Source organism: Mesorhizobium sp. M2A.F.Ca.ET.046.03.2.1 (genome assembly GCF_003952425.1).
Classification (GTDB): Bacteria; Pseudomonadota; Alphaproteobacteria; order Rhizobiales; family Rhizobiaceae; genus Mesorhizobium.
In genome coordinates, this window is record NZ_CP034449.1 from 2,405,162 (window position 1) to 2,431,285 (window position 26,124).

General features: G+C 63.3%; 24 protein-coding genes. 12 read left to right on the forward strand and 12 right to left on the reverse strand.

The annotated features are described in order from the left end of the window. Positions 1–5 precede the first annotated feature (5 nt). A complete protein-coding gene (locus EJ072_RS11415; RefSeq protein WP_126079790.1) occupies positions 6–1,172 on the reverse strand; it encodes a glycosyltransferase in 1,167 nt (388 codons plus the stop codon). Here EJ072_RS11415 and EJ072_RS35935 point away from each other — a divergent pair. After that, positions 1,146–1,295, forward strand: coding sequence for a hypothetical protein (locus EJ072_RS35935; protein WP_189343391.1), 150 nt, complete (start codon positions 1,146–1,148; stop codon positions 1,293–1,295). The genes EJ072_RS11415 and EJ072_RS35935 overlap by 27 nt on opposite strands. Before the next feature lie 147 nt (positions 1,296–1,442). Then, positions 1,443–2,828: a polysaccharide pyruvyl transferase family protein gene (locus EJ072_RS11420; RefSeq protein WP_126079791.1), complete on the forward strand. Its 1,386-nt coding sequence runs from the start codon at positions 1,443–1,445 to the stop codon at positions 2,826–2,828. Here EJ072_RS11420 and EJ072_RS11425 read toward each other — a convergent pair. The 8 genes from EJ072_RS11425 to EJ072_RS11460 all read right to left on the reverse strand — a co-directional run bounded on the left by EJ072_RS11425 (position 2,724) and on the right by EJ072_RS11460 (position 12,079). Then, the gene (locus EJ072_RS11425) at positions 2,724–4,190 is read right to left on the reverse strand and encodes a lipopolysaccharide biosynthesis protein (RefSeq protein ID WP_126079792.1); all 1,467 of its coding nucleotides are present in this window, start codon (positions 4,188–4,190) and stop codon (positions 2,724–2,726) included. The genes EJ072_RS11420 and EJ072_RS11425 overlap by 105 nt on opposite strands. Beyond that, positions 4,190–5,356: a glycosyltransferase gene (locus tag EJ072_RS11430; RefSeq protein ID WP_126079793.1), complete on the reverse strand. Its 1,167-nt coding sequence runs from the start codon at positions 5,354–5,356 to the stop codon at positions 4,190–4,192. The genes EJ072_RS11425 and EJ072_RS11430 overlap by 1 nt, the downstream gene beginning before the upstream one ends. A 350-nt stretch (positions 5,357–5,706) precedes the next feature. Then, positions 5,707–6,789 carry a glycosyltransferase gene (locus EJ072_RS11435; RefSeq protein ID WP_126079794.1) on the reverse strand — a complete coding sequence of 361 codons (1,083 nt, stop codon included), beginning with the start codon at positions 6,787–6,789 and terminating at the stop codon, positions 5,707–5,709. Positions 6,790–6,824: 35 nt separating this feature from the next. Beyond that, a complete protein-coding gene (locus EJ072_RS11440; RefSeq protein ID WP_126079795.1) occupies positions 6,825–8,156 on the reverse strand; it encodes a UDP-glucose/GDP-mannose dehydrogenase family protein in 1,332 nt (443 codons plus the stop codon). A 181-nt stretch (positions 8,157–8,337) separates the two neighbouring features. Continuing rightward, positions 8,338–9,165, reverse strand: coding sequence for a glycoside hydrolase family 16 protein (locus tag EJ072_RS11445; protein WP_126083596.1), 828 nt, complete (start codon positions 9,163–9,165; stop codon positions 8,338–8,340). Between the two features lie 177 nt (positions 9,166–9,342). Next, positions 9,343–9,720, reverse strand: a complete 378-nt coding sequence (locus EJ072_RS11450; RefSeq protein ID WP_095817674.1) for a hypothetical protein — start codon at positions 9,718–9,720, stop codon at positions 9,343–9,345. Between the two features lie 123 nt (positions 9,721–9,843). Continuing rightward, entirely contained in the window at positions 9,844–10,872 is a 1,029-nt protein-coding gene (locus EJ072_RS11455; protein WP_126079796.1) for a glycosyltransferase family 2 protein, read from the reverse strand. A 4-nt stretch (positions 10,873–10,876) separates the two neighbouring features. Next, complete coding sequence (locus tag EJ072_RS11460; RefSeq protein WP_126079797.1) at positions 10,877–12,079, reverse strand: nucleotidyltransferase family protein; 1,203 nt, start codon at positions 12,077–12,079, stop codon at positions 10,877–10,879. Positions 12,080–12,579: 500 nt separating this feature from the next. On the opposite strand from EJ072_RS11460, the gene EJ072_RS11465 reads away from it, so the two are divergent. The 6 genes from EJ072_RS11465 to EJ072_RS11490 all read left to right on the forward strand — a co-directional run bounded on the left by EJ072_RS11465 (position 12,580) and on the right by EJ072_RS11490 (position 18,478). Then, positions 12,580–12,732 carry a lasso peptide gene (locus EJ072_RS11465; RefSeq protein ID WP_126063040.1) on the forward strand — a complete coding sequence of 51 codons (153 nt, stop codon included), beginning with the start codon at positions 12,580–12,582 and terminating at the stop codon, positions 12,730–12,732. Positions 12,733–12,885: 153 nt separating this feature from the next. Beyond that, complete coding sequence (locus tag EJ072_RS11470; RefSeq protein WP_126079798.1) at positions 12,886–13,185, forward strand: PqqD family protein; 300 nt, start codon at positions 12,886–12,888, stop codon at positions 13,183–13,185. A 42-nt stretch (positions 13,186–13,227) separates the two neighbouring features. Beyond that, positions 13,228–13,689, forward strand: coding sequence for a lasso peptide biosynthesis B2 protein (locus EJ072_RS11475; protein WP_245467283.1), 462 nt, complete (start codon positions 13,228–13,230; stop codon positions 13,687–13,689). Positions 13,690–13,692: 3 nt separating this feature from the next. Further along, entirely contained in the window at positions 13,693–15,606 is a 1,914-nt protein-coding gene (locus tag EJ072_RS11480; RefSeq protein ID WP_126079800.1) for a lasso peptide isopeptide bond-forming cyclase, read from the forward strand. After that, a complete protein-coding gene (locus tag EJ072_RS11485; RefSeq protein ID WP_126079801.1) occupies positions 15,603–16,574 on the forward strand; it encodes a serine kinase in 972 nt (323 codons plus the stop codon). The genes EJ072_RS11480 and EJ072_RS11485 overlap by 4 nt, the downstream gene beginning before the upstream one ends. A gap of 8 nt (positions 16,575–16,582) precedes the next feature. Further along, positions 16,583–18,478: an ABC transporter ATP-binding protein gene (locus tag EJ072_RS11490; RefSeq protein WP_126079802.1), complete on the forward strand. Its 1,896-nt coding sequence runs from the start codon at positions 16,583–16,585 to the stop codon at positions 18,476–18,478. On the opposite strand, the gene EJ072_RS11495 is transcribed toward EJ072_RS11490, so the two are convergent. Next, a complete protein-coding gene (locus EJ072_RS11495; RefSeq protein WP_126079803.1) occupies positions 18,452–18,724 on the reverse strand; it encodes an exopolysaccharide production repressor exox in 273 nt (90 codons plus the stop codon). The genes EJ072_RS11490 and EJ072_RS11495 overlap by 27 nt on opposite strands. 606 nt (positions 18,725–19,330) lie before the next feature. Between EJ072_RS11495 and EJ072_RS11500 the strand changes: the two genes are divergently transcribed. The 4 genes from EJ072_RS11500 to EJ072_RS11515 all read left to right on the forward strand — a co-directional run bounded on the left by EJ072_RS11500 (position 19,331) and on the right by EJ072_RS11515 (position 23,921). Beyond that, the gene (locus tag EJ072_RS11500) at positions 19,331–20,008 is read left to right on the forward strand and encodes a sugar transferase (RefSeq protein ID WP_126079804.1); all 678 of its coding nucleotides are present in this window, start codon (positions 19,331–19,333) and stop codon (positions 20,006–20,008) included. Positions 20,009–20,207: 199 nt separating this feature from the next. Then, on the forward strand, positions 20,208–21,386 hold the full coding sequence (locus EJ072_RS11505) for a polysaccharide biosynthesis/export family protein (protein ID WP_245467284.1): 1,179 nt from the start codon (positions 20,208–20,210) through the stop codon (positions 21,384–21,386). Between the two features lie 119 nt (positions 21,387–21,505). Further along, a complete protein-coding gene (locus EJ072_RS11510) occupies positions 21,506–22,597 on the forward strand; it encodes an acyltransferase (RefSeq protein WP_126079805.1) in 1,092 nt (363 codons plus the stop codon). Between the two features lie 40 nt (positions 22,598–22,637). Continuing rightward, positions 22,638–23,921: an O-antigen ligase gene (locus tag EJ072_RS11515; RefSeq protein ID WP_126079806.1), complete on the forward strand. Its 1,284-nt coding sequence runs from the start codon at positions 22,638–22,640 to the stop codon at positions 23,919–23,921. Between the two features lie 120 nt (positions 23,922–24,041). On the opposite strand, the gene EJ072_RS11520 is transcribed toward EJ072_RS11515, so the two are convergent. Together EJ072_RS11520 and EJ072_RS11525 are read right to left on the reverse strand one after the other, a co-directional pair. Then, positions 24,042–24,617: a DUF1349 domain-containing protein gene (locus EJ072_RS11520; protein ID WP_126079807.1), complete on the reverse strand. Its 576-nt coding sequence runs from the start codon at positions 24,615–24,617 to the stop codon at positions 24,042–24,044. Positions 24,618–24,637: 20 nt separating this feature from the next. Next, positions 24,638–26,077: an aldehyde dehydrogenase family protein gene (locus EJ072_RS11525; protein ID WP_126079808.1), complete on the reverse strand. Its 1,440-nt coding sequence runs from the start codon at positions 26,075–26,077 to the stop codon at positions 24,638–24,640. Positions 26,078–26,124 lie beyond the last annotated feature (47 nt).

The following is a 26,124-nucleotide window of genomic DNA, read 5'->3' on the forward strand; positions in this document are numbered from 1 at the left end:
TGCCATCATGCCGCCGCCGCAAAAGCCGAAGGCATGGCGGTGAGGCCGCGCAGCTTTTCGACGAAGGCCGCGCAGTCGCTGCGGTCGTAGCTCCAGGTCCGAGGATTGCGCGCCAACACCCGCGACTTCAGGGCGCGGTATCTGTCCTGATCCATTCGGCCGAGCATCGCCTCAAGACCTTCGGGCGTCGCCTCGGACAGAAGCACGCCGATGTCCTGCCCTTTGAGGAACCGGCCGGTTTCGGTGCCGGCCATCGAGATCGGCACGGCGCCGAAGCGGCAGCCCTCGTAGAGGCGGTTGGGAAGCAGCCATTCGGAATTCTGGCCGGCTTCGAAGAAATCGATCGCCCAAGAGAAATGCACTTGCCCGTAGATGGCCGCCATGTCCTCCGGATTGCGGTAAGGCCCCTCGAACGAAAGCCACGGCTCGGCCTCGACGAAACCTTGAAAATCCGGAAATTCGGACAGCGCCGGGCGGCCTCTGAGCACGACCTCGAAACGCCCCGCCTGCCGGCGGGTGAAGTCGGCCACCAGCTCCAGCGAGCGGCGGCAGCGCAGCGCACCGAACCAGCCGATCCGCCAGGGCGGCGTCGCCGGGCCGTCGTCCTCGAAAGAATGCGCGGCGACAACGGATGCCGCCTCGAAATATTTGTTCTCGATCAGCTCGACAGGCGCGCCGATCTGCCCGAAGAGCTCGAAATAATTGGCGATGAAGGCCGGCGAACTGGTCACCAGAAGCTTCACGTCGCGGGCGAGACGACGCTCGGCGCCGCGCAATGTCCTGCCGACAAAATCGTCGCGCAGCACCAGGCGATGGATGTCGAGGCATTCATAGACGATGGGCACGTTCGCCCCGAGGGCGGCATTGGCGCGGCGGGCAAGCGCCAGCATTTCGAGATTGCGCGCGATGATGAGATCCGGCCTGGACATGGCGCCCAGCTTCGCGCCGATCGACATGGCCGCCTTGGCGACCGCCCCGAGGCGCTGCGCGAATCGGCCGTCGCGTGTCGCGCCGAGGTCGACAGGCCTGACACCCTCGATCTCGGCGACCGGACTGGTGGTGCGGCGGAAGCCCGCCAGGGTGACCCCGGCGCCTCCTGCCTTGAGCATCTGGACCCTCCGGCGCACTGCCGGGTCGGATACGTCATGCACAAGGTACAAGACATGCAGCATGAAACTCGACCGATGTTCGGCCCACCCATCGGGGATGCTATTACAGCTTTTGCTGCATCGCAACAATTTTGGTGCGGCGTAGCAAAGCGCATTGCGCTTTTTGTTGCACTGCAAAAGCCCTGAGCTTAAGTTGTCCTCGGCAACAGTTGGCGACCGGTCGGTCGTCGGAAGGGTGGCAGAGAGCGCACAGGCACAGCGGATTGACATACCGGCATTTGGGCGACAAGGGGGCCGCCTTTTTCGGAAACCTGCCCAAGATGAGGAGATGCGATGAAGATCATCGTCGAGAACACGGTCTGCCTGAACACGGGAGACGCAGCGATCCTGCTGGCCATTCGCCACATTCTGAGGACTGTCGCCGGCGACGGCTTGCGCTTTTTCGTCTTCGACAGCCAGCCCGAGGTCGCCGCGAGGCTCTATCCAAAGAAGGATTACCCCGACCTCGAATTTCACAAGCTCCTGTCGGAGACCCTCTTCCGCTACCCTTCGGGAAGCGGTGTGAAGGATCGGCTCAAGCCGCACTACAACCGGCTGGTCCACAAGGTGCTTCGGAATTTCGGATCTGACAGCCTTCTCGGCCGCGCCTTTTTCAAGGAGAGCGACCGCCGCGGCCTCGATATCTACCAGAACGCCGACCTCGTGGTCACGACTGGCGGCACCTATCTGGTCGAGAACTACAACCTTGAACGGCGACTGAACCAGTTCCGCCTGGATGCGGCCATCGGCAAGGATCCCGTATTCTTCACGCAGTCCCTCGGTCCGTTCAACAAGCCTTACAATCGACACGAACTGAGCCCGATTTTTGATCGCAGTCCGCTCATCCTGCTGCGCGACGAGCGCTCCCGCCACCACATAGCGGACATGGTCAAGGAGCCGGGCAAATGTCACGTGGTGGCCGATGCCGTGTTTGCCCTTGCCGACACGGACCGCATCGGCAAGCGGCTCGCCTCGACTCAGCCGCCTGCGCAGACCGGCCGCGTCGCGATTTCCGTCCGCCACTGGAACTACGTCAATGACGGCCAAGACGGGATGCGCCGCTATATCGATTCGGTACGCGAGATCGCGACCATCCTTGTCCGGGACCATGGCAAGCAGGTGACCTTTGTCTCCACCTGCCAGGGCGTTCCAGAATATGCCCATGACGATTCCAAGACAGCACGCAAGATCGTCGCCGAGCTCGATCCAGAAATTGCGAGGAATGTCAGCGTGGACGCTTCATTCCACACCCCCGAGCAACTGATGGCTCTGGTCAAGGGTTTCGACTTCGTCGTCGCGACCCGCATGCACATGATGATCATGTCGCTCTGCGTGGGAACGCCTGTGCTTCCGATCGCCTATGAGTTCAAGACCAAGGAAGTCGCCAAGAGGATCGGTGTTGCCGATCTGCTGCTCGATATCGACACTGTCACCCCGCCGGAGGCGGCCGAAAAGCTCGGCCGGTTCGTCGACAAGCTTGAAGACTACCGCCGCACCATCCTCCAAGCCGTGCTCGAGGAACATGCTTCGGCGATGTCTGCCGCGGAGTTGCTGAAGCCTCTCATGGCCAAGGCATCAGCGCAGATTGCGCGCGATGTTGGCAAGCGTGGTGAGCAGTATCCTGCGCGGCTGGGGGAAGATCGCCATAAGGACGAAGGCAAGCCCGTAGTCGAGGCATAAAGCCAGGACGACGGCGAGAAGGTCCGACTGGCCGGTAAGGGACGCTGGCAGGCCGAGATAGGCAAGCCAGGCAAGCAGGGACGATGCAATGAAAAGGCCCTGCATGATCAGGAAGTCCCCTGCCGTCACCGGCCCGACGCGGTGGATCATGACCGCGAGCACCGGCACGCGCAGAACGTAGCCGCTGATCGCGTAGGCGGCCGCGACGCCGACGGCGCCCCAATGCAGGCCGACGACAAAAGAGGCCACGGTGGTGAGCGACGAGTAGGCGCCCCACTGGAACATGGCCTTTGTCTTGCCCTGGCAGATGAATATCCAGCCGGTGGTGCTCGATACGGATTGCATCAGGCTGGCGATGCCCAGCCACGCGAAGATTGGCGCCACGGCGGTCCAGCGCGGCCCGAAGAGAAGCGCGACCACCTGTTCGGAAGTCAATGTCAGCGCCGCGATGCCGGGCATGGTCACGGCCGCCAGCATCCAGTTGGTGCGCACGTACAGATCGCGGAACCGCACCTTATCCTCGTGGATGCGGCTGAGCAACGGCACCATCACGCGCGTCAGCGGCTGGGTGATGTTTTGCAGCGGAAACAGGAGAAGTTTGTAGGCCCGGTCATAGTAGCCAAGCTCGATCGCTCCGGAATATTTTCCGATCAGGATGTTGTCGAGATTGCGTGAAAAGAAATTGACGAGATTGAAGCCGGTCAGATTGGCGCCGAACGACAGGATCTCGCTTTCGACCCTGAAGTCCGGACGCGACGGCGTCCAGCGCACCACCAGCCATGCGGCGCCGAGCGCAACGACCGCCGCCACGGCCGGCCCCAGCACCAACGACCAGTATCCCATTCCCGCCCAGGCCGCGATGGCGGCGGCAACAAGACCAGCGGCCGCCGTTATGACATCGTTGAAGGCCAGCTGGCCGAACTGCAGGTGACGGTTCATCAAGGCGAGCGGGACGGCTGCGATGCTGCCGAGAAGCAACGGCAGCGCGGAGGCGACCGTGATGCCTAACATGCGCTGATCGCCGTAGAAGCCGGCAATGGCCGGGGCCAATGCCGCCACTACCACCGCGCTGCCCAATCCGACCAGCGCGCTGATCCAGAACACCTGATTGAGCTGCCTGTCGCTGATGTCCTTGCGCTGGACAAGAGCCTGCTGCAGCCCGAGATTTTGCAGAAGCCCGACAAAGGCGACGATCGGCCCGACCGACGCCACAAGGCCGAAATCTTCCGGCAGCAGCAGCCGGGCAAGGATGATGACCGAGAGGAACTGGATCACCATCTTGAAACCCTGGGCACCGGCAGTGACCAGCCCGCCGCGCAGGGCGACGCGTCCGAACTGCGGCAGGGGCGGGTTAGCGTTCATCAGTGTGCTCTCGTTCCAGCCAGTTCAATCGCAATCCGTGCGAACCGCTGGTTCAGCACGTCGGCATTGAAGTCTGTTTCTATCTTGCGCCGCGCGGCGATCGCGATCGGCTCGCACAGGACCGGGTTGTCGGCTACCCAGACGAGTTTGGCGGCCAACGCCGCAACGTCCCGTTCCGGCGCGAGGAAGCCGGTTTTCCCGTCCTCGATCAGTTCGGGTATCCCTGAATGGTAGGTGCTGACCACCGTCAGTCCGGCAGCCATCGCCTCCATCAGGGCGACCGGGATGCCTTCGAGGTCGCCGTTGTGGGCGCTTACGCTGGGCAGCACGAAGACATGCGCGTCCCGCAAGCGCTGCTTGACCTCCGCATGCGGCCTGGGGCCGAGGAAATCGACGCGCCCGGCGATGCCGAGCTCGGCGGCCAGTCGTTTCAATTGCTCCAGCAATTCGCCGGCGCCGATCACCGAATAGTTCCAGTCATCACGCGGCAGCCTGGCCAGCGCGCGAAGCGCATATTCAACGCCTTTTTTTTCGGTCAGACGACAGACCGAAATGAACGACAGCGTCTCATTCTTCCAGGATTGCCACCGGTATTCTATCTCGCCGGGTCGAACGCCCATATGGTGCACGACGACCTCGCCCGGCGGGGCGCCGACCTCGATAAGGGCATCGCGAAAGAAGGCATTCACCGGCATCTGGAGGACGCCGTTCTCGAACACCGTCCTGTAGCGCGCCAGCGTGTTGTCATGCATCGGGCCGCCGACGTCGTTGCCGTGGAAGACGGTCACCAGCGGCGCGGAAATCCGCCCACGCTTGATGACACGCGCCACCCGCAAGCCGTTCGTGCCGAAATGCGCGACGATGACATCAGCCTTGTGCAATTTGCGCGCGTACAGGAGGTCGATGGCGGTCGAGAGCTTGTCCCAAGACTTGCCTGACCATTTCCTCAGCAAGGGTCGATAACGGCCGAGCCAGCCCCACCAGCACACGACTTTGCCGGGCAGACCCTTCCAGCGCCGATCGTCGACATTGACGTCCTTGCCGAACGTCGTCTCGTTGCAGACGACCCCGACTTCCATGCCGCGCTCGAGGCAGCCTGCTATCTGGTCAAGGACAAAGGTCTCCGACAGGGAGGGGAACTTGTCGACGACGAAGCATATCCTCATTCTCGGCCCGCGCCCACGCTGGGATTCATCGGGCAGCCCGCCCACAACCAGGTCTGAACAAGGCAACCGGCCTTGCCCGCGGACTTCGGCGCGGCGTCTTCAGCCGTCAGGAAAAGTCGCACGACAGGGGCAACTGGATGGGAATCGTACTTGAGGCACACGACATGCAGCATTCATTCGACCGCTGTTGGCCCACCCGATGGGGATGGTAGTATAGGAATTGCTGCACTGCAACATTTCTGATTCAGCGCATTTGACTTTTCGTCCCGCGCCCGCGTTGGCACGAATTGTTGCATGCAACATAAACCGTTGCGAAGTGCCGGTTTCGCCTCGTGTCGCGGCAGTCCCGCTCAGGAGGCCTTGCGAAGGGACTGTCCTTCGACAGCACGATTCAGGACGTCCATGAACGTCGCGAACTGGTTGTCGGGGTTCATCTGCGGCCGCTCCGCAAACAGGCGAGCCGCCGCGGACATCCTGTCGTAATCGGCCTTGTCGGTCCATAGCCGCCGGATGGCAGCCACCCAGTCGGCGAGCGGAGCATCGTAATCCAGTATCACGCCGCCGTTGCCGATCGCTTCCGGGAGACCGCCGCGCCGGGATCCGACAACGGGAATGCCGCTGCAATGCGCCTCCGACGCGACCCTGCCCCAGGCTTCTTCCCATTTGCTGGGAGCAAGCAGGATCTTCGTGCGGCCGTAGACCGTCTTCATGTCGCTGGTACGGCTCTCGAGGACGGCATTGCCGAGCGAAGCAAGCGTCCGCTCGATCTCGGCCCGGTGATCGTCGTCGAGCATCCAGCTCTCAACGAACAGGAACGGGATTTCCGCGCATTCGCGGGCAATTTGGACGGCCAGTTCGAAACCCTTCTCGTTGTAAGGATTGATCATCGTCACGAACTCGCCGGTCGTCGGCGTGCTGTAGAAGGCAGGATTGATCGTGGGTGGAATCACCGTGGATTCAATGCCGAACTTCTCCTTGTAGGCACGAGCGGTGAATTCCGAATTGGCGATGTAGAGCGCGGACTCCAATTCGCGCGGGTCGCCGGCCAGTTCATCGAACTCGACGTTGCGCAGGTAAACGACCAGGGGCACGCCGAGGGCCTGCAATTCCTTGCCGATCGGCACGGATTTGTGACACTGGACGACCGCGACGTCGGACCGCAATCGCTCGATCGCGAAGCCCGCCGCCTCCCACGGGAACCATGCCCGCACGACGGGATAGCCTGGGAACGTATCGATGACGGCGCGCTGGCGGAGCAGCTTCATCTTGGCGCGCGCCTTGAAGCCGAAAAAGCCGTCGCCGAACAAAGCGGCAAGCACCGAGGCCTCGTGGCCATGCTCGCGCAACTGCTCGACCAGATGATGCGTGCTCGACTGAACGCCACCGCTAAATTGCGGCGTGTAGCCGCTGCCGCCCGCAAACAGAACTTTCATAGCCTAGGCTCCTTGCTGTGCCCGCGCGGGCATCGTCATGCCGCCATCCTGCCGATCGAGAAATACTCGATGCCGTAGCGCGCGATCACCTTCGGATCGTAGAGGTTGCGGCCATCGAAGATGACCGGCGTGGTCAGCGAATCCTTGAGCGCGTCGAAGGAGGGCGCGCGGAAGCTCTTCCATTCGGTGCAGATCAAAAGCGCGTCGGCGCCGCGCAGCGCCGCCTCCTTGGTGCCGCAGAGCAGCAGGTCGTCGCGCAGGCCGTAGATGGCCTGGCACTCCTGCATCGCCTCGGGATCATAGGCCTGCACCTTGGCGCCGGCCGCCCACAGCGCTTCCATCAGCGTGCGCGACGGCGCCTCGCGCATGTCGTCGGTGTTGGGCTTGAAGGCCAGCCCCCAGACGGCGAACGTCTTGCCCCTGAGCGCGCCTTTGAAATAGTGGTTGACCTTGTCGAACAGCACTGACTTTTGCGCATTGTTGCGCTCCTCGACGGCGCGCAGCAGCTTGGCGTCGAACTTGACGCCCTCGGCGGTCTTGATCAGCGCGCGCACGTCCTTCGGGAAGCACGAACCGCCATAGCCGAGGCCGGGATAGATGAAGTGGTAGCCGATGCGCGGATCCGAGCCGATGCCCTTGCGCACCTCCTCGATGTCGGCCCCCAGCTGTTCGGCAAGATTGGCCATCTCGTTCATGAAGCTGATCTTGGTCGCCAGCATGCAGTTGGCGGCGTATTTGGTGAATTCGGCGCTACGCACGTCCATCACGATCATCTTCTCATGGTTGCGGTTGAACGGCGCATAGAGCTCGCGCATCACCATCTCGGTATCCTCGCTGGAGGTGCCGACGATGATCCGGTCCGGCTTCATGCAATCGGCGACCGCCGAGCCTTCCTTGAGGAATTCGGGGTTCGAGGCGACGTCGAAGGCGAGGTCCTCGCGGCCGCGCTTCTTCAGCGTTTCGGCGATCCTGGCCTTCACCTTTTCGCAAGTGCCGACCGGCACGGTCGACTTGCCGACGACAATCTTGGCGCTGTCCATCTCACGGCCGATGGTCTCGGCGACGGACAGCACATATTTCAGATCGGCCGAGCCGTCCTCACCGGGCGGCGTGCCGACCGCGATCATCTGGATCCGGCCATGCCTGACCGCCGCTGCCGCATCCGTGGTGAAGCGGATGCGGCCGGCCGCGTGGTTTTCCTTGACGAGGCTTTCGAGGCCCGGTTCGAAAATCGGGATCAAGCCCTGGTTGAGCCGCTCCACCTTCTTCTCGTCGATATCGACGCACACCACTTCATGGCCGACCTCGGCCAGCACAGCCGCCTGGACGAGACCGACATAGCCAATCCCAAACACCGTCAAATTCATTTGGTTCTATTCCTGTCAAAGGCCGGGCCACAAAGCGGCCCGGCTGGTTCAGATGTCCCCAGGCCCAACGGCCTGGCTGGTTCGCATGATCTTACCCGAAAACCGGTTCCCACTTTTGGGGATCATGATTGGTTATTTCCGCATGATCCCCGAAACCGGGTGCCACTTTCGGGGATCATGCTCAGTTGCTGTTACTTATGCTGCATGCCAGCGATTCCGGAAACTGGCATGGCTGGCCCAAAGCGGTGAACGCGACGCGCTTGACCTGCATGGTGACCTTGCTGCCCGGGTCGACGAAGGCGCCCATCCAATTGGTCAGCTTGTCGCTGCCCCAGAGGCTAAAGAATATTTTCTGCGAGTGGGTAGGCAGCTCGTCCGGGTTGGTCACCTCATGGACAAGCTTGCCGTTAACGTACCAGCGCAGCCTGTCCTTCTCCCAGACGAAGCCGTAGTCGTTGAAGCCCTTGTCGGCGCCGCCCGCGACGTCGACCAGCTTGGCGTTCTTCGGCTTGCCCTGGATGTAGCTGTTGACCTGCACTTTCGACGGGTCCTTGGTGAGGACCTCGAAGTCGATCTCGTCCCAGGGCTGTTTGTCCTGCGGGCCGATATAGGAGAAGAAGGCGGCGTTGAGCCCGGAGCCTGCGCCGGTCTTCATCCGCGCCTCGTAGACGCCGTAGCCGTAGCGCTGCTTGGTCTGGATCTCGGCGCAGGCGAACTCGCGGTCCTTCTGCTTGCGCTTTTCGAAGCTCAGCGACAGCACGCCATCGGAAAGCCGCACGAGATCCTTCGACCAGGTGCAGTTCTGATGGGCGCCATTGGTCCAGCCGTCCGAGACGAACCAGCGGGACTGACTGAAATTGGAGAAATTGTCGACGAAGGACGGCGCGCTTTTCAGCTCTGGTTGGGTCCCTTGCGCATGCGCGGGATGCAGGGCCGCCGCGACTGCAAACAGGACGCCGGCCGCGCCGAGCCGCAGGCCGGCTAATCCACTCCCCGGCGCATGCGACATCTCGCAAGCCGCCACGGTGGAGGGGTTGTTGGGATCTGCATTCATAACAAACTCACCTTGTGTTGTTCCGCCCCAACCCAAAGTCATTCTTGGCTCGAGCGAGCGAGCCGCCTCTGATCCTGCGCCCTTTTGAACTCCTCTAGTGCCTCGTACCGATGACGGCGCTTGCGGGCGCCGTCAGCCTCTTGCCGCGGACTGCGAAGCAGACCGATCGGCGCCATCCTCGACAATCGCGTCGAGCGAACGGCGCAGTTCCTTCACCAGGCCTTTCTGGCGAGCGAGCTCCGCAATGCGCCGCTCGCAGTTCAGGATCGAGTTGGTCATCGCGCTGACATCCGATCCCTTGCTCGCCGATGCCGAACCATTCTCCATCGCCTCGACCAGGAAGGCCGCGTTGGCTGCCGTCGATCTGTAGCGATTCTCCAAACCCGTTTTCTCCGTCTCGATCTCGGCCGCGATCTGATCGAACAGCTTCGCCAGCCGGTCGAAACGCTGGAGATCGGTCTGCCGGTCGCGAGCCGGATCCCGGGATCTGAAGCCAAAAATCGAAGCCATCTTGCCGGCCTTTCGAAATTGCTGCATTGCAGCATAGACTGCCACCCCCGCGGCGACTAGGCAACATCATAGTTTTGCGAATGCGGATTTTTTGAGGGCCGCGGCTTCCGGGGCGATACGGAATCACTCGTTTGCGGCGCTGCTTGCCGCCATCAGGAAGCGCATCGGCGGAACTTGCTGCCTTGGAGCAATGCCGGTGCGGCGGAACAGCGCGTCGAGCTTGTCGGTGGCGACGCCGCGAACGATCGGGAACAGATTCGACTGGCTGGCGAAGGCGTAAGCCGCGGCCGACGCCAGGCCACGCTCGGCTTTCACGTCGAGGAAGTTGCGCAGCCGGTATTTGTCGCGGACATGACGCTCATGGCGCCGCAACGCCGCTTTCGAGCGCTCAGGAAGATTGTCGATCTGAAGCAATGCCAGATCGGCATCGGCAAGGCGCTTCAGATCCTGCGTCCTGTGGCGGCCGCTCAGCGAATCGGCGCGCACGATCGCGCCATAGCCGCAGGACTTGATAATCTTGAAGCGCGCCCCGCGGGCGACTGCGCGCGCATAGAGCTCGTAGTCTTCGCCAAGACGCAGGTTTTCATCGTAAGTCAGCCCGTGCCGTTCGAGGAAAGCCCGGCTGATCACCGGCTTGAGGAAGCCGAGCTCGCCGCGCAGGACGCGGCGCCGCGAGATGTTGCCGTCGATGAAGCGCTCGAAATCGAGGAATTCCGGGTCGGCGGCGAAAGGCGGCGCGGCGACCCTGGCGAGGTCGGGCGCGGCGTCGTCGCGGATCAGCATGATGTTGTCGGCGGCGAAATCCCAGTCGGCGGCGGCGAAAAGCCGGCGAAAGCGGCCTTCGAGGAAGAAATCGTCGGCGTCGAGGATGCTGATGAAGGGCGATCTGGAGGCCTGGATGGCGATGTTGCGCGCGGAGGAAGGACCGCGATTGACGTCGAGGCGGATGACGGCAAGCCGGCCGCTGCCGTCGTCGGCGGCCAAGGCGACATCGCGGGTGTTGTCGGTGGAAGCGTCGTCGACCACGACGACTTCGGCGACTTCCGTCTCGCGCAGCGCCGAGGCGATGGCGACGGGAATCGTCCGCGCCGCGTTGCGCGCGGCAATGATGACGCAAACCGCCGGGCTCGTCACAGGCGTCGTCAGGGGCATGGGTTCACCTTTCGCTTGCATGAGTGGCTGTCCCGCCCGCGATCTTGATCGTGCCGCCCGGCGCTGGCGCGACAGCGGCCGGCCGCTCGAAGATGCGCCGGCTGAGGTCGGCGGAGGCCGCCCAGCCAGCCTCGGCCAGGTAACGGACGGGCTCGTGGCCGCACAGTTCCCACAGGACATGGCGACGCTGCGGCCAGCGCAGCGAGGCAAGCCAGGGCGCGATCACCATGTGGAAGAGGTCGGCATTGCCGATACGCGCCAGGATGCGGGCGGCGCGATCCGACAGCAGCGTGCCGCTGGCGCCTAGCAGCACGTCGGCGGCGCGCAGCCCCAGAAGCAGCGTATCGGCTAGGCCCTGCTCGGCGGCGTGATCGAGCACCATCTGCTGCTCTGCCTCACTCAGCCGGCTGGCGCTGGCCCGGACATCGCAGACATAGCCGGCGCAAGGCTCGCGGTTGAAAAAGGCCTTGGCGACGCTGATCGACGACAAAAGCAAGGTGTCGGCCGCCGAGATGATCGGCATGGCCGCGCCGGCCACTTCGACTTCGCGCTTGCGGCGCAGGAAGCCGTCTATGTCGCGCGGGCTCGGCGAACCCGGCTGCTGCAGCCGATGATGGAGGTCGACCGTCGACGCTCTCGCGCCGTCCTCGCGGACCATGTGCTGCTCGCCGAGGAAGCGCACCCACCAGACCGAGCGCGACTTGCCGGCAACCTCATAGCCGATGGTCCGCAACGCCGCGCGCGCCTCGGCGAAGCTCGCCGGCGAAACCAGTATGTCGACATCGCCGGAAGGCTTCATGAAATGGTCGCCATAGAGCCTGTGCTGCTGGAGCGGTCCCTTGAGGAAGACGAAATCGATCCGCCTGTCGCGAAGCACGCGATCGATGGCCACCGAATCGCCGATGCAGGCGGCGTTCATCGACATGGTGCGCCGCCGATAGCCGTCGAGCCAGCCGGGCAAACCGGGAGGCGCCGCGCCGGCGGGAGCACGCGCGAGCGCCTTGAGCATGAATACGCCGACCTTGTTCAGCCTTGCGATGTCTGCGACATGAGCCGCCCAGATTGCCGGGGCAGGCATATCCGTCTGAGCGTCGGCGGCGTCGACGGCGGGTGCGAAGAACAGCCTCAGGCAGGCCTGCACATAGGCGACTTCATCGGCACAGCCGGCGGCACGCAGCCTTTCATATGAGCCATCCTGCATCGCCATGCCCGATGTCGCTCTCCGCAAAATGCCGCCCGCGCGATCTATACCGCACTTGCGAAGAAAAGCACCGGGAAAATTACCTCGATAGTCGAAGAGGCGGCCGCGACCGCTTCAGCTTCACAACCTAAGCGTTTAAAATCGCACGCACTTAATCACTTTTGAAGACAAGCCTCCAGGACGATGCTTGGGTGCCGAAAAGCGATGGCTTTTGCAGCAATTTCTTCAAGCCCGCGGGAGGGATTTATCGCTCAAAAAGTTACTATAAATAAATCAATCACTTATTTAATCGACGAGAACGCGCAGTTGAATTCCTGAGCGGTTGAGGATTACGATGACGACGCTCATGGCTGGATCATCAAGAAAGGCAAGCGCAACCAAGAATTGATTAATGCTTGGTAAATCACGCTTGACTCATGAATGTTGCCATGCAGCAATCGCATTGCAGCATAGCCATGTGCTGGCGGCATTCTGCGGCCGCTTCCAGTCCTTAATTGGAGAGTAGAATGGAACAGAATGTTGAGAAGCATGAGTACGAAACCCCCAGCTTGACGGTTCATGGGTCGATTGAAACCATCACGCAGGGTGGCGCTGGCTCGACGGCGCTCGACGTGAGCTTTCCCGCACACACGCCGGTCGGCGAGCTGACTTTCTCGTAAGCTTGCAGCCACCCGGGAGTCTAAGTTGGGGCTCCGGATACTACCAGTAGGCGAGCCGGGGGGCTTTTGTCCCCCGGCTTACGGCCGAGGATCGCAGGCAACCGATCCCTGGCCAAGGTCCATGGCGCGGCGGGCCAGCAACGAGGTTTTAGCATGCACTGGAACCCTTCGGACCATGACCGCGTGGTCGCGACCGGCGAGGCGGTGGCTTGTGAATTCGGTGCCGGATTGGCGCTGCTCCACCTCAAATCCAATGTCTATTACAGCCTGAACAGCGTCGGCGCCTTCATCTGGGAGCAGATCCAGGAGCCGCGATCGGTCCTCGATGTCCGCAACGCCGTGCTTGCGCGCTACAATGTCGATGCCGAGCGCTGCAAGGCGGATGTCGAGGGCTTGCTGAAGGGGCTGACCGAAGCAGGGCTTGCGAGGCTCCACAGTGAGGAACTGGTCTAAAGCATGTCTCCCGAAAGTGGGGACCGGTTTCGGGATAAAGACATGCGTCAAATCAAAGACCTAAAGCGCATGGAGCGAATCCGAAGGATCGCGACGCGCTTTAGGATCCGCTCGCTGAGCGGCCGGGAGATGCTTTTTCTCGCGCACTGCCTGGCGGTGGTGAGCGTGGTGCGGCTCGCGCTGACGCTTTCCTCCTACAACCGCGTCCGTGGCCTGATCACGCGGCTTGATGCGAGGCGCGATGCCGGCATCGCCGACCTGCGGCGCGTCGCCTGGGGCGTTGCCGCCGCCGCGCGGCTGGTGCCGGGCGCCAGTTGCCTCACCCAGGCGCTGGCCGGGCAATATCTGCTCGCACGCCAGGGCAACGCCTCGAAGATCAGCATCGGCATCGAAAGGGGGACAGGCAGCGAACTCAGGGCGCATGCCTGGTTGATGAGCGGCAACCACATCGTGCTTGGCGGCTCGATCAACGGATTTACCCACCTTGTCGACCATGGGTGTTGACCGATGAGCGGCGTGGCCGGCATCATGCATATCGACAACGGCAGGCCCGCCGCGGCCAGCGACATCCAGCAGATGCTTTCGCGCATGCGCCATCGTGCCCGCGACGGCAGCTCATGGCGGACGGAGGGCAGCGTGGCGCTCGGCCACGCCTGGCTCGACACGACCGGCGAGGACGGGCCCGGTCCGCTGGCGATGGCCGGCGGCAAGCTCGCCATCACCGCCGATTGCCGGCTGGACAATCGCGACGAGCTGCTGGCGCGGCTAGGCCTAAGCGACCGGTCGATTGCCGACGCGATGCTCATCATGCACGCCTACCTGAAATGGGGCGAGGCCTGTCCGACCTACCTGCTAGGCGACTTCGCCTTCGCGATATGGGACCGCGAGCGCCAGGCCCTGTTTTGCGCGCGCGACCATTTCGGCGTCAAACCCTTCTACTATCATTCGACCGCAAGGCGCTTTGCTTTCGCCTCCGAGATCGGGCCCATCCTGGCGCTGGACGGCGTCGGCAGGCGCCTCAGCGAGCACCAGATTTCCGGCTTTCTCGCCGGCCTGCCGGACGATTCCCAGGCCACGCCCTACGCCGAAATCTTCCGCTTGCCGGAGCGACACAGCATGATGGTGGCGGGCCACGGGATTGCGCTGCGGCGCTACTGGCAGATCGAGCCGTCACAGCGGCCGCCGCGCGCTCACGCGGCCGAAGAATTCAGGCATCTCTTCGCGCAGTCGGTGGAGAACCGGATGCGTGGCACGTCGGCTGTCGGCGCCATGCTGAGCGGCGGCCTCGATTCATCCTCGATCACATGCCTTGCAAGCCTCAGGGCAGCGGCGACAGGCAACCCGAAGCTCAAGACCTTCTCGCTGGTGTTCGACAAGGGCTCCTCCATGGACGAGAAGCCGTTCATCGATGCGGTGCTCGACGGCAATCCGCTCGACGCCGCGCTGATTGCCGTCGGCCATTACGCACCCTTCGCCGAGTTCGAGCGCATCCTGGAGGAGCAGGAAGGCACGTTCCTGGCGCCCGGCCTGTCCTTGACGCGCGACCTTTACCGGACGGCGGGCGCAAAGGGCGTCAAGGTGCTGCTCGACGGACACGGCGGCGACGAGGTCGTCTCGCAGGGCCACGGACACCTTCACGAGCTCGCCAATGCCGGCAGATGGCTGAAGCTTTGGCGCGAGTTGCGCAGCGCGGCCAACACCTATGGCGACGGCATGCTTCCCCTCTATTTCAAGTTCCTGACCATCTATGGGCCGGCCTGGCGAATCGCCAGGATGAGGGCGGCGGCCAAACGCCTTGTCCGCAAAGTGCGGCGCGGGCCGGCGCAGGCGCCACGCGCCGCCTGGGCGGGTCTGGTCAATCCGGATCTTGCCGGGCGCACCGATCTTACCGAGCGCTTTCATCGCAGCGGCTACATGCCCGCCGCCGTCAGCGCCAGCGAAGCGCTGACGCATCGCTGGCTTCTGTCGACCGGGCTGGTGCCGCACGCTTTCGAAGTGCTCGACAAGGCCGCCGCCAATTTCGGCGTCGAGCCGCGCTATCCGTTCTGGGACAAGCCGCTCGTCGAATTCTGCCTGGCGCTGCCCGGCGAGGAAAAGCTCAAGGACGGTTTTGGCCGCCATGTGCTGCGCCGGGCCATGCAAGGCGTTCTGCCGCCGGCCGTGCAATGGCGGCGCGACAAGATCGATTTCACCGCCAACCTGGTCAATGGCATGCTCGGCAATCACCGCGAGCTTCTGGACAGGCTGCTTATATCGGACAGCGAGCGGATCGCGCCCTATGTGAACCTGCCTGCAGTGGCCGCGGTCTATGACCGGATGCTGCGCCAGCCCGAGCAGGCGACCCTGCCGGACGTGCAGCATGTCTGGCGCGCGGTTTCGCTGTCGCTGTGGCTGCGGCAAGTTGAGGGAAACCCCGCATGAACCTTCCGATCGCTTCCCTTGCGCGATCCGAGCCGCAAACGGCGGCGGCGAGCGGACGTGTCCGCCGTTTCTACAAGGCCTACGGGCTGGTGATCGGCTCCGAAGTGACCTTGCCGGAGCTGGAGCCGACGCGCCCGGCGACACCGGATCTGGAGATCGCGGTGGGGCGGGTCGATTTTCCCGGCCAGGCATCCCGGGACGCCACCGCCTTCCGGTTCGAGCCGACGCGCCAGTATCTTTCCTGGCAGGCGGTCGGCACGTTCTTGATCAGCGGCAACCGCATCGATGTCGATCCCGCGCCAGGGGTCGACGATCCGCTGCTCGCCTTTCCGCTGCTCGGGCCGGTGATGGCGCTCGCCCTGCATCAGCGCGGGCTGCTCGTCCTGCATGCCAGCGCCATTGAAGTCGACGGCAAGAGCGTGATCTTCATGGGCGACAAGGGCGCCGGCAAATCGACCACGGCAGGCGCGATGATCCGCGCCGGCCATCGACTGCTCACCGACGATGTCGTGGCGCTGGATTTGTCCGACCCGGACCGGCCGATGATCCTGCCCGGATTCCCGCAGCTCAAGCTTGCGGCGGACGCGGCCGGCGCCATTCGCCTCGAGCAGGCGGAGGTGCGCCCGCAGGTGCATCCGCAGATCGACAAGGCGCAGCATCGGCTGCGTGACGGATTTGCGGTCGAAGCGGTGCCGGTGTCGCGCATCTATGTGCTCGAGCGGGGCGTGCGGGCGGCTATCTCCCCGCTGTCCGGCGCAGCCGCGCTGCCGGCGATCATCAAATTCTCGTATATCACGCGGTTCGGCCGGCAGGCGCTGCCGGGCGATTTCGCCTCGATGCATCTCAGCCAATGCGCACAGATCGCCGGACGGGTCGGCGTCAGCCGACTGGAAGTGCCGGCCGGACTCGACCGGATCGACGAAGCGGTCGCCGCGATCGATACCGACTTGGCGTCCGGGACAAGGTGAGCCGGGACATGAGCTGGTCCTCGAAGCTTCGCCTGTCGCTGTTGCGGGACATCACCGGCTTCGGCGCCATGATGGCGCATGTCGGCGGGCGACGCACCGCGACGGCGCTGACCTTCCTGATCCTGGGCAGCCTCACCGAAGGCATCTCGATCCTGCTGCTCGTCCCGCTGCTGCGCCTGATCGGCAGGGCCGAACAGGATTACGCAGTTCGACTGCCGGAAGCCTTGCATTGGCTGGTGCCCGGCGGAACGCTGTCGCTGGCCACCGTGCTCTGCCTGCTTGTCGCGCTGGTGGCGCTGCAGGCGATTTTCAACCGCTTCAAGTCGGTCTACATGGCGCGGCTGCTCTACGATTTCGTCAACCGCGTGCGCATGAACCTGTTCGAAAGCATCGGCCGGGCGCGCTGGGGTGTTTTCACCCGCATCCGCAGCTCCGATCTCGACCACGCACTGAACGGCGACGTCGACCGCGTGCAGGTAGCCGCCTTCTCGCTGCTGATGCTCACGCAGGCGACATTGCTCCTGACCGGCTATCTCGTGGTCTCGCTGTTCATCTCGCCGGTGATGACGTCCTTCGCCATCCTCATCGGCCTGGTGCTGCTGGTTGCGCTGCAGCCGTTCCGGGCACGCGCCAGCGCCTATGGCCGCACGCTGACCGGCAACCGCCAGGACCAGTATCGCACGGTCTCCGAGTTTCTCGGCGGCATCAAGGTCGCCAAGAGCCTCAATGTCGAGGCGAGCTATTTCGCCGAGCTCGGCGCGACGCTGGACAGGATGAAGGCCGACAACATCACCTTTGTCCGCAACTCTTCACTCGGCACCGCCCTGTTCCAGATGGCGAGCGTGATCGGGCTCAGCCTCTTCATCTACATCGCGCTGGTCCGCTTCCACCTTTCGCTTGCCGAGATCGTCGTGCTGCTCCTGGTCTTCATGCGGGTCGCGCCGCGCTTCATGGACATGCAGCTTCAAACCCAGCAGGTGCTGATCAACCTGCCGGCCTACGCTTCGATGCAAGCCCTTCAGGCCCGCTTCGACGCCGAGCGCGAGCCGACCCAAGGCGTGGCCGAACGAGGCGCGAGACTGTCGCTCGAGACCGGCCTCAACATCCGCGAGGTATCGTTCGCCTATGGCGAGGGTGACGCAAGACCGGTGGTCAGCGATATCACCTTCGATCTGCCTGCCGGCAAGGTGACGGCGCTGATCGGCCCTTCCGGTTCCGGCAAGAGCACGATCGCCGACATGCTGCTCGGCCTGCTCGAACCCACCAGCGGCCGGATCCTGGCCGACGGCGTGGAAATCACCGCGCAGAATCGCAGGGCGTGGCGCGATCAGGTTGCCTATGTACCGCAGGATGTGTTCCTGCTGCATGACACGATCGCCGCCAATCTTCGTCTTGCCGCGCCTGGGGTCAGCGACGAGGAGCTATGGGCGGCCCTGCGCAACGCCCATGCGGCCGATTTCGTGGAACGGCTGGCATCGCGGCTCGATACGGTGGTGGGCGACCGCGGTGTCCGGCTCTCCGGCGGCGAGCGGCAGCGCATCGCCTTGGCGCGGGCGCTGCTGCGCAAGCCGTCGCTGCTCATCCTCGACGAGGCGACGAGCGCGCTCGACTGGCAGAACCAGTCGCTGATCGCGCAATCGATCGAGGCTTTGCGCGGCCGGATGACGATTTTGACCATCGCGCATCGGCCGTCGATGATCGCCTTCGCCGACTGGGTCGTGGCCATCGAGAACGGGCGCATCGTCGAGGTCGGACAATACCGGCGGCTGAAGGCAAAAGCCGGCAGCCGGCTGGCCAGGATGCTGTCGGGCGAGCAGGCCGAGCGCGACAGCGCGCCCCCGGCCGAGGCCGGATTGGTCCCGGCGCCGTTCGAACGGTCAGTGGAGGCTGCGTCTGGCGCTTAGCTTTTCGCCGTCGGCGACCTTGTTCAGGATTGCCCCGCGGTCGGCTTCGCGGATCTTGTCGGCCGAAGTCGGCGTTGCCCTGCCGATCATGGCAAAGACCAGAAGGAAATAGCCTGCCTGAATGATCACGGCGCAAACGATGGCACGCAAGAGGATGGTGCCCGCCGACGCGCCGTCGAAATAAGACCAGCCGATGACGATCGCCAGCGCGAACATCATGCCTATGATGAATTTTGGCAGAGACATGTTCGCCGGCCTCTCAACCGAGACGAGCATGCAGAAGCTGCGACTTACCCACCCGCGTAACTCCCCGTTGCGCCAAAGAGCTCTTTCTGGCTGCCCAATCCGGCCGGTTGCTTCCGGCCTTCCTTACCCATGCAGACTATGACAGGAACAATTTGCGACTCTATTAAGGCGGGCTGATCGGAGCAAGGCCCGGCAGGTATGGTTTCCAATGATTTTACGAGATCGACTCTGCCATGCTGCGTCGCACACTGCGGCTTGAGCGGCTATTCAATGCCGCTCTTCTCGGCTCAGTAAAATCCGCGACTTTGAATAGTATTTTACCTGAATAACTTACCGTTGCGAGTGCTTCCGGCGCCATGCAACCGCGTTTCGTCTGCAGCAAAGAACGAACTGTCCAAAAAGGCCTGAAAGGCGGACTACATTTTCCTGGTTTTCTGTCACCTTGTCATAAACGCGCCACAAAGGTGAAAATTTGGGCAGGGAAGGTTTATTATTTAGTCAATTCATGACGTGAACATTTCGGCGCGATGGGAAATTGTGTGTTGCGCTGCAGCATTTTTTTGATATCTTGCCGTAAACCATCCGTTCAACGTATGGAGCTTCTGCATGAGGGATGTCGCCAAGTCGGCTAATGCGGGTTTTGCGCAGGTCGGCGTTGATTTTCCACCCCCCATCGGCGGTCTGCTCAAACGCAGCTTCGATATCGTCGGTTCCCTGTCAGGGCTGGTTCTGCTCAGCCCGCTTTTCCTGCTGGTCGCCTTGCTGGTCAAGCTTTCGGACAACGGTCCGATCTTCTACGGCCACAAGCGAATCGGCCGTGGCGGCAGGATTTTCTCCTGCCTCAAATTCCGCACCATGGTGCCGGACGGCGAGCGCGTGCTTGCCGCCTATCTGGCGGCCAATCCGGAGGCCAACGCCGAATGGATCGCGACGCGCAAGCTGAAGAACGATCCGCGCGTCACCCGCGTCGGCGCGGTGCTTCGCAAGCTCAGCCTCGACGAGCTGCCGCAGATCCTCAACATCCTGCAGGGTGACATGAGCCTTGTCGGCCCGCGCCCGGTCGTGCGCGACGAGCTGGAAATCTATGGCAGCGCCGCCGTCTATTACCTGAAGTCACGTCCGGGTCTCACCGGGCTGTGGCAGGTGAGCGGCCGCAACGACGTATCCTATGACACGCGGGTCGCCTTCGATCGCCATTATGTCGAGAACTGGTCATTGTTCGAGGACATTCGCATCATCTTCAAGACAGTTCCTGCCGTGTGGATGTCGCGCGGCAGCTATTGACCGGCACTATCGACCAACAGGCCTGCCCCGCGGCAACCGGGGTAGGCATCCGGCAGTGATCTCATTCGGGCGGATGGGGCCAAAGCGGATCGGAAACGTTCATTTGACAAAAGACCTCTTCGGACTGTCTTTCGCCTGCAGTCTCATATCTCGGACACCAGCCCGCGTCGCGGGCTTCTTGCTTGCGGCGTCACTGGCCATGCCGCAATTCGCCGCCGCCGGCGACTATCAGCTCGGCCCGCAGGACAAGCTCAACATCCGCGTCGCCGAATGGCAGACGGTCGACGGCACGTTCCGCGACTGGTCGGCCGTCAATGGCGAATATTCGGTCGGTCCGGGCGGGACGCTCTCGGTGCCGTTCGTCGGCGACATGCAGGCCGCCGGCAAGACGACGGCCGAGATCGCCTCGGCGATCGGGCTCGCGCTGCAGCGTAAGCTAGCGCTGCCCGACAAGCCGGAAGCCTCGGTCGAGATGGCGCAGTTCCGGCCGTTCTACATTTCGGGTGAAGTCCAGAATCCCGGCCAGTTTCCCTTCGTGCCCGATCTGACGGTGCTCAAGGCAATCAGCATCGCCGGCGGCATTCGGCGCAATGCCGACAACGGCCCGCAGATCGAAAAGGATCTGATCACCGCCAAGGGCAGCTATGACATCTATGACGACCAGCGCTTACGGCTGATGGTCAGGCGAGCCCGCATCGACGCCGACCTGGCGGGGAAAACGACTTTCGAGGTGCCTCAGGAAATCCAGGGCGATTCGAGATTGCCGACCATCGTCGCCGACGAAACGGCGATCCTGGTTTCCGACCAGAAGTCGCTGAAGCTGAAGCTCGATGCGCTCGACCAGTTGAAGGGTGTTCTGCAGTCGGAAATCGAATCGCTGCAAAAGAAGATCGCCAACCAGCAGAAGCAGGTCGATCTGGCGGAGCAGCAGGCAAACAGCATCGGTCCGCTGGCGCAGAAAGGCCTGATTGCCAATGCGAGATTGCTTTCCTCGCAGCAGACGGTCGCCGACCTGCAAGGCAAGATCCTGGACTACGAGACGGCTATCCTCACCGCCAAGCAGTCGATCAGCAAGGCAGAGCAGGACGCCATCGATGCCCGTAACACGCTGGGTTCGAGCCTCACCGCCGATCGGCAGCAAACGGAGACGAACCTCAACGAGGCGGCCTTGAGGGTCGGCATGCAGAAGGGCCTGATCGCTCAGGCGTCGGATCCAGCAACGACTGCCGCTCTCACCGGCAGTCAAGAACCGCCCCTGCTCTATTCGCTGGTGCGGGTCGCCGACGGCAAGACGAGCGAGATCGAGGCCAAGGAAGACACGCCTGTGCTGCCGGGCGACGTGATCAAGGTGAAGCTGGCGCCGACGACCAGCCAATAGCGTCGCCGGCCACGGCTTGCACGCAGCGAACCGAGGAACGGAGGCGGGAGGGACACGTCAGGCTCGTCCGCGTCACGGCGGGGGCGGGCGATCTGTTTTGGACCGCTTGAAGGCATAACATGCAGCCCGCAGCCCCGCGTCACGTGTATCTGAACCTCGACGCCATCCGCGGCGTGGCGGCGATCAGCGTCATGCTCTATCACTTCTCGCCGTTCCTGGCCGACGGCAAGGTGCTGCCGTCGAGCTATCTCGCGGTCGACCTTTTCTTCCTGCTGAGCGGCTTCGTCATAGCGCATGCCTATGACCGCAAGATCGAGAACGGCATGGGCTTCGGCTCGTTCGTGGCGATCCGCCTGATCCGGCTTTATCCGCTTTATCTCGCCGGCACGCTGCTCGGCTTCTTCTATCTGCTGGTCAAGAACAGGCTGATGCCGGCCGAGTACATGCCGCTGTCCGAGATCGGCCTGCAGCTGACGACAGGCATGTTCTTCATCCCGCTGGTCAGCGACGCCTATCACACGATCTTCCCGCTCAACCCCGCTTCGTGGTCGCTGTTCTTCGAGCTGATCGTCAACATCGCCTATGTCGCGGTGTTCGTCCTTTTGTCGCGGCGCGTGCTGACGGGGATCGTCGTCGTCAGCCTCGTCCTGCTCGTCGCTGCCTCTGTTTTAGCCGGCACGCTGGATTTCGGCATGACTGGCAAGACCATCGTCAGCGGGCTGCCGCGCGTCACCTTCTCGTTCTTCCTCGGGGTGCTGCTTTGCCGCTCCATGGCGCGCTGGCAGGGCAGCGTCGGCTTCCTGCGGCGCGGCTTGTGGGTCGAAGGCGCGATCCTGCTCACCCTTGCCGTCTTCGCCTTCGCACCGGCCGGCGGCGCGCGCGTTGTCTACGATCTTGCGGCAATCGTCATCGTCTTCCCAATCATGGTGGCGACCGGCGCGGTGGCGCCGACCGCACCGCTTCTGTCAGGCTTCTATGGCTGGCTCGGGCGAATTTCCTACCCGATCTACATCATCCACACGCCGATGCTGATGATCATCGCCGGAGTCGGAAAGGCTTTCTCAATCGATCCTTTCGCGCACCATCCCTGGTTCGGTATAGTCATGGCGGCCTCGGTCGTCGCGATCGCGGACATCGCCACCCGCGTTTACGACGAGCCGGTGCGGCGCTTCCTGCAGCGGCAGATGCAGCGCGCGCGAGCCGTGGCTTAGCGCGGCTCACTCAAGAAGGGCTCAACGGACAAAATCCGGCATGAAGATTCCGAAATCCATTCTGATGGATCCCGATCGCAACGAGACCTACGGCGCCTTCGCGGTCGCGGTTTCCGTGATCGCCTTCGCCTATTCGCCCAATTTCGGCCAGATCCTGATCCTCGCCTACTATGCCGTCTGGCTGCCGCTGCTGTTCGTCGACTACCGGCGCTTCACCTGGAGGCTTTCCACGGCGTGGCTGCCGATCACGCTTGCGCTCTATGTCTGCCTGTCGGTGTTCTGGTCCCAGGCGGCGGGCATCAGCGCGCGCGCGGCGGTGCAATATAGCTCGCACATCGTCTGCGCCTATGTCGCGGCGCGCACCATCAGCGTGCGCACGCTGGTGGTGGGCTCGCTGATCGGTATCTTCGTCGTTCTGCTCTATTCAATGAAAGTCGGCGCTTATGCGCTCGACATCATGGACGGCACTGTCAATTTCGTCGGCGCCTTCGGTTCCAAGAACCAGGTCGGCTTCTTCGCCTCGCTCGGCATCTTCTTTTGCCTTGCGTTCCTGGTCTTCTATCGGCGCAATTGGCTGGGCTTCGCCTGGACCGCGCCAATCATGCTTTTGTCGGTCTACATGCTGGCAATCGCCCATTCGGCGACGTCCGTGGCTTCGCTGCCGGCCGTGATCGGCGTCGTGTCGCTGCTCACCATGAGCAAGGTGCTGTCGCTGCGCTATCGCCGCGTGCTGTTCGTTGTCGGCGCCGGCGCGCTGGTGACGGCTGTCGTGGCAGCGCTGAACCTGGGCCTGCTGGATGTCGTGCTCGGCATCTTCGGCAAGGATTCGACGCTCACCGGCCGCACCTATCTGTGGGAGCAGGGCTGGGAGGCGGCGCAGCAGCATCTGCTGCTCGGCTATGGCTACGCCGCCTACTGGGTGCAGGGTTTTGCCGATCCGGAGCGGCTGTGGGCGGAATTCTATATCTCGACCCGCTCGGGCTTCCACTTCCACAACACCTATGTCGAGACGCTGGTGGAAATCGGCTTCATCGGCGTCACCCTGCTGGCGCTGGTCATCCTGCGCGCTTTCTATGGCCATGTGTCGAAAGTGGTGTTCGGCGACTGGAGCGCCGATTCGGTGGTGCTTGCCGGCGCGATCGGACTGATGCTGATCCGCTCCTTCTTCGAGGTCGAGATGCTCGGCCCCTACTTCACGGCGTCCTTCATCGTTTATTACGGCCTGTTCAGGCTGACCCCGTTGCCGGCTTTCCGGCGCCGCAGGGTGGCCGTTCCGGCCGAGGACGAAAGGCCTGCCAATGGCCGCGTCCCGGCGCCGGTCTGATCAGAATAGCCAAGCGCAAATCCGGGCGGAAACCTGCGCCGGCGGCGACAGTTTTCGACCTCAACAGCTTCGTCAGCGTGCGCAAGAGAAGGGTGGGTTTGTCCACAACCGCTCCCGATGTCAGTCGTGCAAATCCTTGGAAATCGCCGGCCCGATGGCGAAATCGGAAAACGTCACCTCGAATCCTTCGCGCTGCGGCGAGCAGCACATCATGCCGACATCGACCGATTTCGAGACCGGGAAATAGGCCAGCCGCACCGGCTTCCAATGGCCGTCGGCGGCATCCAGATATTGGATGCGGATCGCCTCGGCGTGACGGGTCAGGCGGATCCTGACGCCGTCCTTGCTGGCGGCGATGGCGACCAGCGACCAGTCGGAGGTGTCGTTGGTGACGACGACCGAAAAATAGGCCAGGCCGTCGGTGTATTCGATGCCGGCCTTGATCCAGTGCGTTTCGCTCAGGCGCAGCATCAGCCCCGCCTGATCGTAGAGCACCTTGTAGTCGCCCTTGACGGTGACCTCGGCGGTGAAGTCACCCTCGACGGGACGGTAGAGGAAATGACCGTTGTCGCGCCAGAAGCCGTAAAAAGTCTCGCGCCAGAAATCCGTGTCCTTGCCGGTGCGGACGGTGAGCGTGCCGTCGCCGACCACGTGGTGCGGCGGCGGGTTCAGCCATGTCATGTCGGCCACGCTCATCGATCTCCTCCCGGTTTGGATCAGCCGGCGAACGTATAGGCTGTCTTCACCGTGGTGTAGAACTCCATGGCGTAGCGGCCCTGCTCGCGCGGACCGTAGCTCGAGCCCTTGCGGCCGCCGAACGGCACGTGGAAGTCGACGCCCGCCGTCGGCAGGTTGACCATGACCATGCCGGCTTCGGAATTGCGCTTGAAATGCGTCGCATGTTTCAGGCTGGTCGTGCAGATGCCCGAGGTGAGACCGAACGGCGTGTCGTTGGCGACCGCCAGCGCCTCGTCATAATCCTTGACGCGGATGACATTGGCGACCGGGCCGAAAATCTCCTCGCGCGAGATGCGCATGGCATTGGTGGAGCCGACGAACAGCGCCGGCTTCAGATAGAAACCCGGCGTGCCGCGCTCCAGCCGCTCGCCACCGAATGCGAGCGTTGCGCCTTCCCTGACACCGATGGCGATATAGTCTTCGTCCTGCTTGAGCTGCGTCTGGTCGACGACCGGACCGATCTGGGTCTTGGCGTCCAGCGCATCGCCGATGACGAGCTTGTCCAGGCGTTCCTTCACCGCGTCGACGAAACGGTCGTGGATACCGTCGGTGACGATCAGGCGCGAGGATGCGGTGCAGCGTTGCCCGGTCGAGAAATAGGCGCCGTTGACGGCGCAGTCGACGGCGACGGCAAGGTCGGCGTCATCGAGCACGACGAGCGGGTTCTTGCCGCCCATCTCGAGCTGGAACTTGCGCATGTGCTCGACGCTTGCCGCGGCGACACGCTTGCCGGTGCCGACCGAGCCGGTGAAGGAGATGGCGTTGACGTCGGGGCTGTCGAGCATCGCCTGGCCGACCACCGAGCCCTTGCCCATGACGAGGTTGAGCACGCCCTTGGGCAGGCCGGCGCGGTGCAGGATGTCGACGATGGTCCAGGCGCTTTCGGGAACCAGCTCAGCCGGCTTGAAGACGATGGTGTTGCCGTAGGCCAACGCCGGCGCGATCTTCCAGGCGGGAATTGCGATGGGGAAATTCCATGGCGTGATGATGCCGACGACGCCGACACCCTCGCGAGTCATCTCGACGCCGACGCCGGGCCGCACGCTCGGCACCATCTCGCCCGACAGGCGCAGCGTCTCGCCGGCGAAGAAGTCGAAGATCTGCGCGGCGCGGATCGTCTCGCCAACACCCTCGGCCAATGTCTTGCCTTCTTCACGCGCGAGCGAGCGGCCGATCTCGTCCTTGCGCGCCATGATCTCGTCGGAGGTCTTCTTCAGCACGGCGTGGCGGGCCAGCGGACCCGAGCGCGACCAGGCCGGGAAGGCCGCCTTGGCGGCGGCGATGGCCTGCTTTGCCTCCTCCGGGCCGGCAGAAGCGTATTCGCCGACAACATCGTTGGTGTTCGAGGGATTGATGTTGCGCGAGCCGGCCTCGCCAAGCCACTCGCCGTCGATCAGGTTCTTGCGGTGCAGGGTCATCTTGTTTTTCCTTGGGTTTTGGTCGCGGCAGCCTTTGGCCGGGTCAA

Bases quoted from the DNA above. Each gene is read 5' to 3' on its own strand.
- EJ072_RS11475 (WP_245467283.1), top strand. From the start codon at position 13,228: ATGCGTCAAATCAAAGACCTAAAGCGCATGGAGCGAATCCGAAGGATC.
- EJ072_RS11505 (WP_245467284.1), top strand. From the start codon at position 20,208: ATGCCGCAATTCGCCGCCGCCGGCGACTATCAGCTCGGCCCGCAGGAC.
- EJ072_RS11440 (WP_126079795.1), bottom strand. From the start codon at position 8,156: ATGAATTTGACGGTGTTTGGGATTGGCTATGTCGGTCTCGTCCAGGCG.
- EJ072_RS11455 (WP_126079796.1), bottom strand. From the start codon at position 10,872: ATGCCCCTGACGACGCCTGTGACGAGCCCGGCGGTTTGCGTCATCATT.
- EJ072_RS11510 (WP_126079805.1), top strand. From the start codon at position 21,506: ATGCAGCCCGCAGCCCCGCGTCACGTGTATCTGAACCTCGACGCCATC.
- EJ072_RS11430 (WP_126079793.1), bottom strand. From the start codon at position 5,356: ATGAGGATATGCTTCGTCGTCGACAAGTTCCCCTCCCTGTCGGAGACC.
- EJ072_RS11490 (WP_126079802.1), top strand. From the start codon at position 16,583: ATGAGCTGGTCCTCGAAGCTTCGCCTGTCGCTGTTGCGGGACATCACC.
- EJ072_RS11470 (WP_126079798.1), top strand. From the start codon at position 12,886: ATGCACTGGAACCCTTCGGACCATGACCGCGTGGTCGCGACCGGCGAG.
- EJ072_RS11415 (WP_126079790.1), bottom strand. From the start codon at position 1,172: ATGCTGCATGTCTTGTACCTTGTGCATGACGTATCCGACCCGGCAGTG.
- EJ072_RS11460 (WP_126079797.1), bottom strand. From the start codon at position 12,079: ATGGCGATGCAGGATGGCTCATATGAAAGGCTGCGTGCCGCCGGCTGT.
- EJ072_RS11435 (WP_126079794.1), bottom strand. From the start codon at position 6,789: ATGAAAGTTCTGTTTGCGGGCGGCAGCGGCTACACGCCGCAATTTAGC.
- EJ072_RS11495 (WP_126079803.1), bottom strand. From the start codon at position 18,724: ATGTCTCTGCCAAAATTCATCATAGGCATGATGTTCGCGCTGGCGATC.
- EJ072_RS11425 (WP_126079792.1), bottom strand. From the start codon at position 4,190: ATGAACGCTAACCCGCCCCTGCCGCAGTTCGGACGCGTCGCCCTGCGC.
- EJ072_RS11485 (WP_126079801.1), top strand. From the start codon at position 15,603: ATGAACCTTCCGATCGCTTCCCTTGCGCGATCCGAGCCGCAAACGGCG.
- EJ072_RS11480 (WP_126079800.1), top strand. From the start codon at position 13,693: ATGAGCGGCGTGGCCGGCATCATGCATATCGACAACGGCAGGCCCGCC.
- EJ072_RS35935 (WP_189343391.1), top strand. From the start codon at position 1,146: ATGCACAAGGTACAAGACATGCAGCATGAAACTCGACCGATGTTCGGC.
- EJ072_RS11520 (WP_126079807.1), bottom strand. From the start codon at position 24,617: ATGAGCGTGGCCGACATGACATGGCTGAACCCGCCGCCGCACCACGTG.
- EJ072_RS11465 (WP_126063040.1), top strand. From the start codon at position 12,580: ATGGAACAGAATGTTGAGAAGCATGAGTACGAAACCCCCAGCTTGACG.
- EJ072_RS11500 (WP_126079804.1), top strand. From the start codon at position 19,331: ATGAGGGATGTCGCCAAGTCGGCTAATGCGGGTTTTGCGCAGGTCGGC.
- EJ072_RS11515 (WP_126079806.1), top strand. From the start codon at position 22,638: ATGAAGATTCCGAAATCCATTCTGATGGATCCCGATCGCAACGAGACC.
- EJ072_RS11525 (WP_126079808.1), bottom strand. From the start codon at position 26,077: ATGACCCTGCACCGCAAGAACCTGATCGACGGCGAGTGGCTTGGCGAG.
- EJ072_RS11445 (WP_126083596.1), bottom strand. From the start codon at position 9,165: ATGTCGCATGCGCCGGGGAGTGGATTAGCCGGCCTGCGGCTCGGCGCG.
- EJ072_RS11420 (WP_126079791.1), top strand. From the start codon at position 1,443: ATGAAGATCATCGTCGAGAACACGGTCTGCCTGAACACGGGAGACGCA.
- EJ072_RS11450 (WP_095817674.1), bottom strand. From the start codon at position 9,720: ATGGCTTCGATTTTTGGCTTCAGATCCCGGGATCCGGCTCGCGACCGG.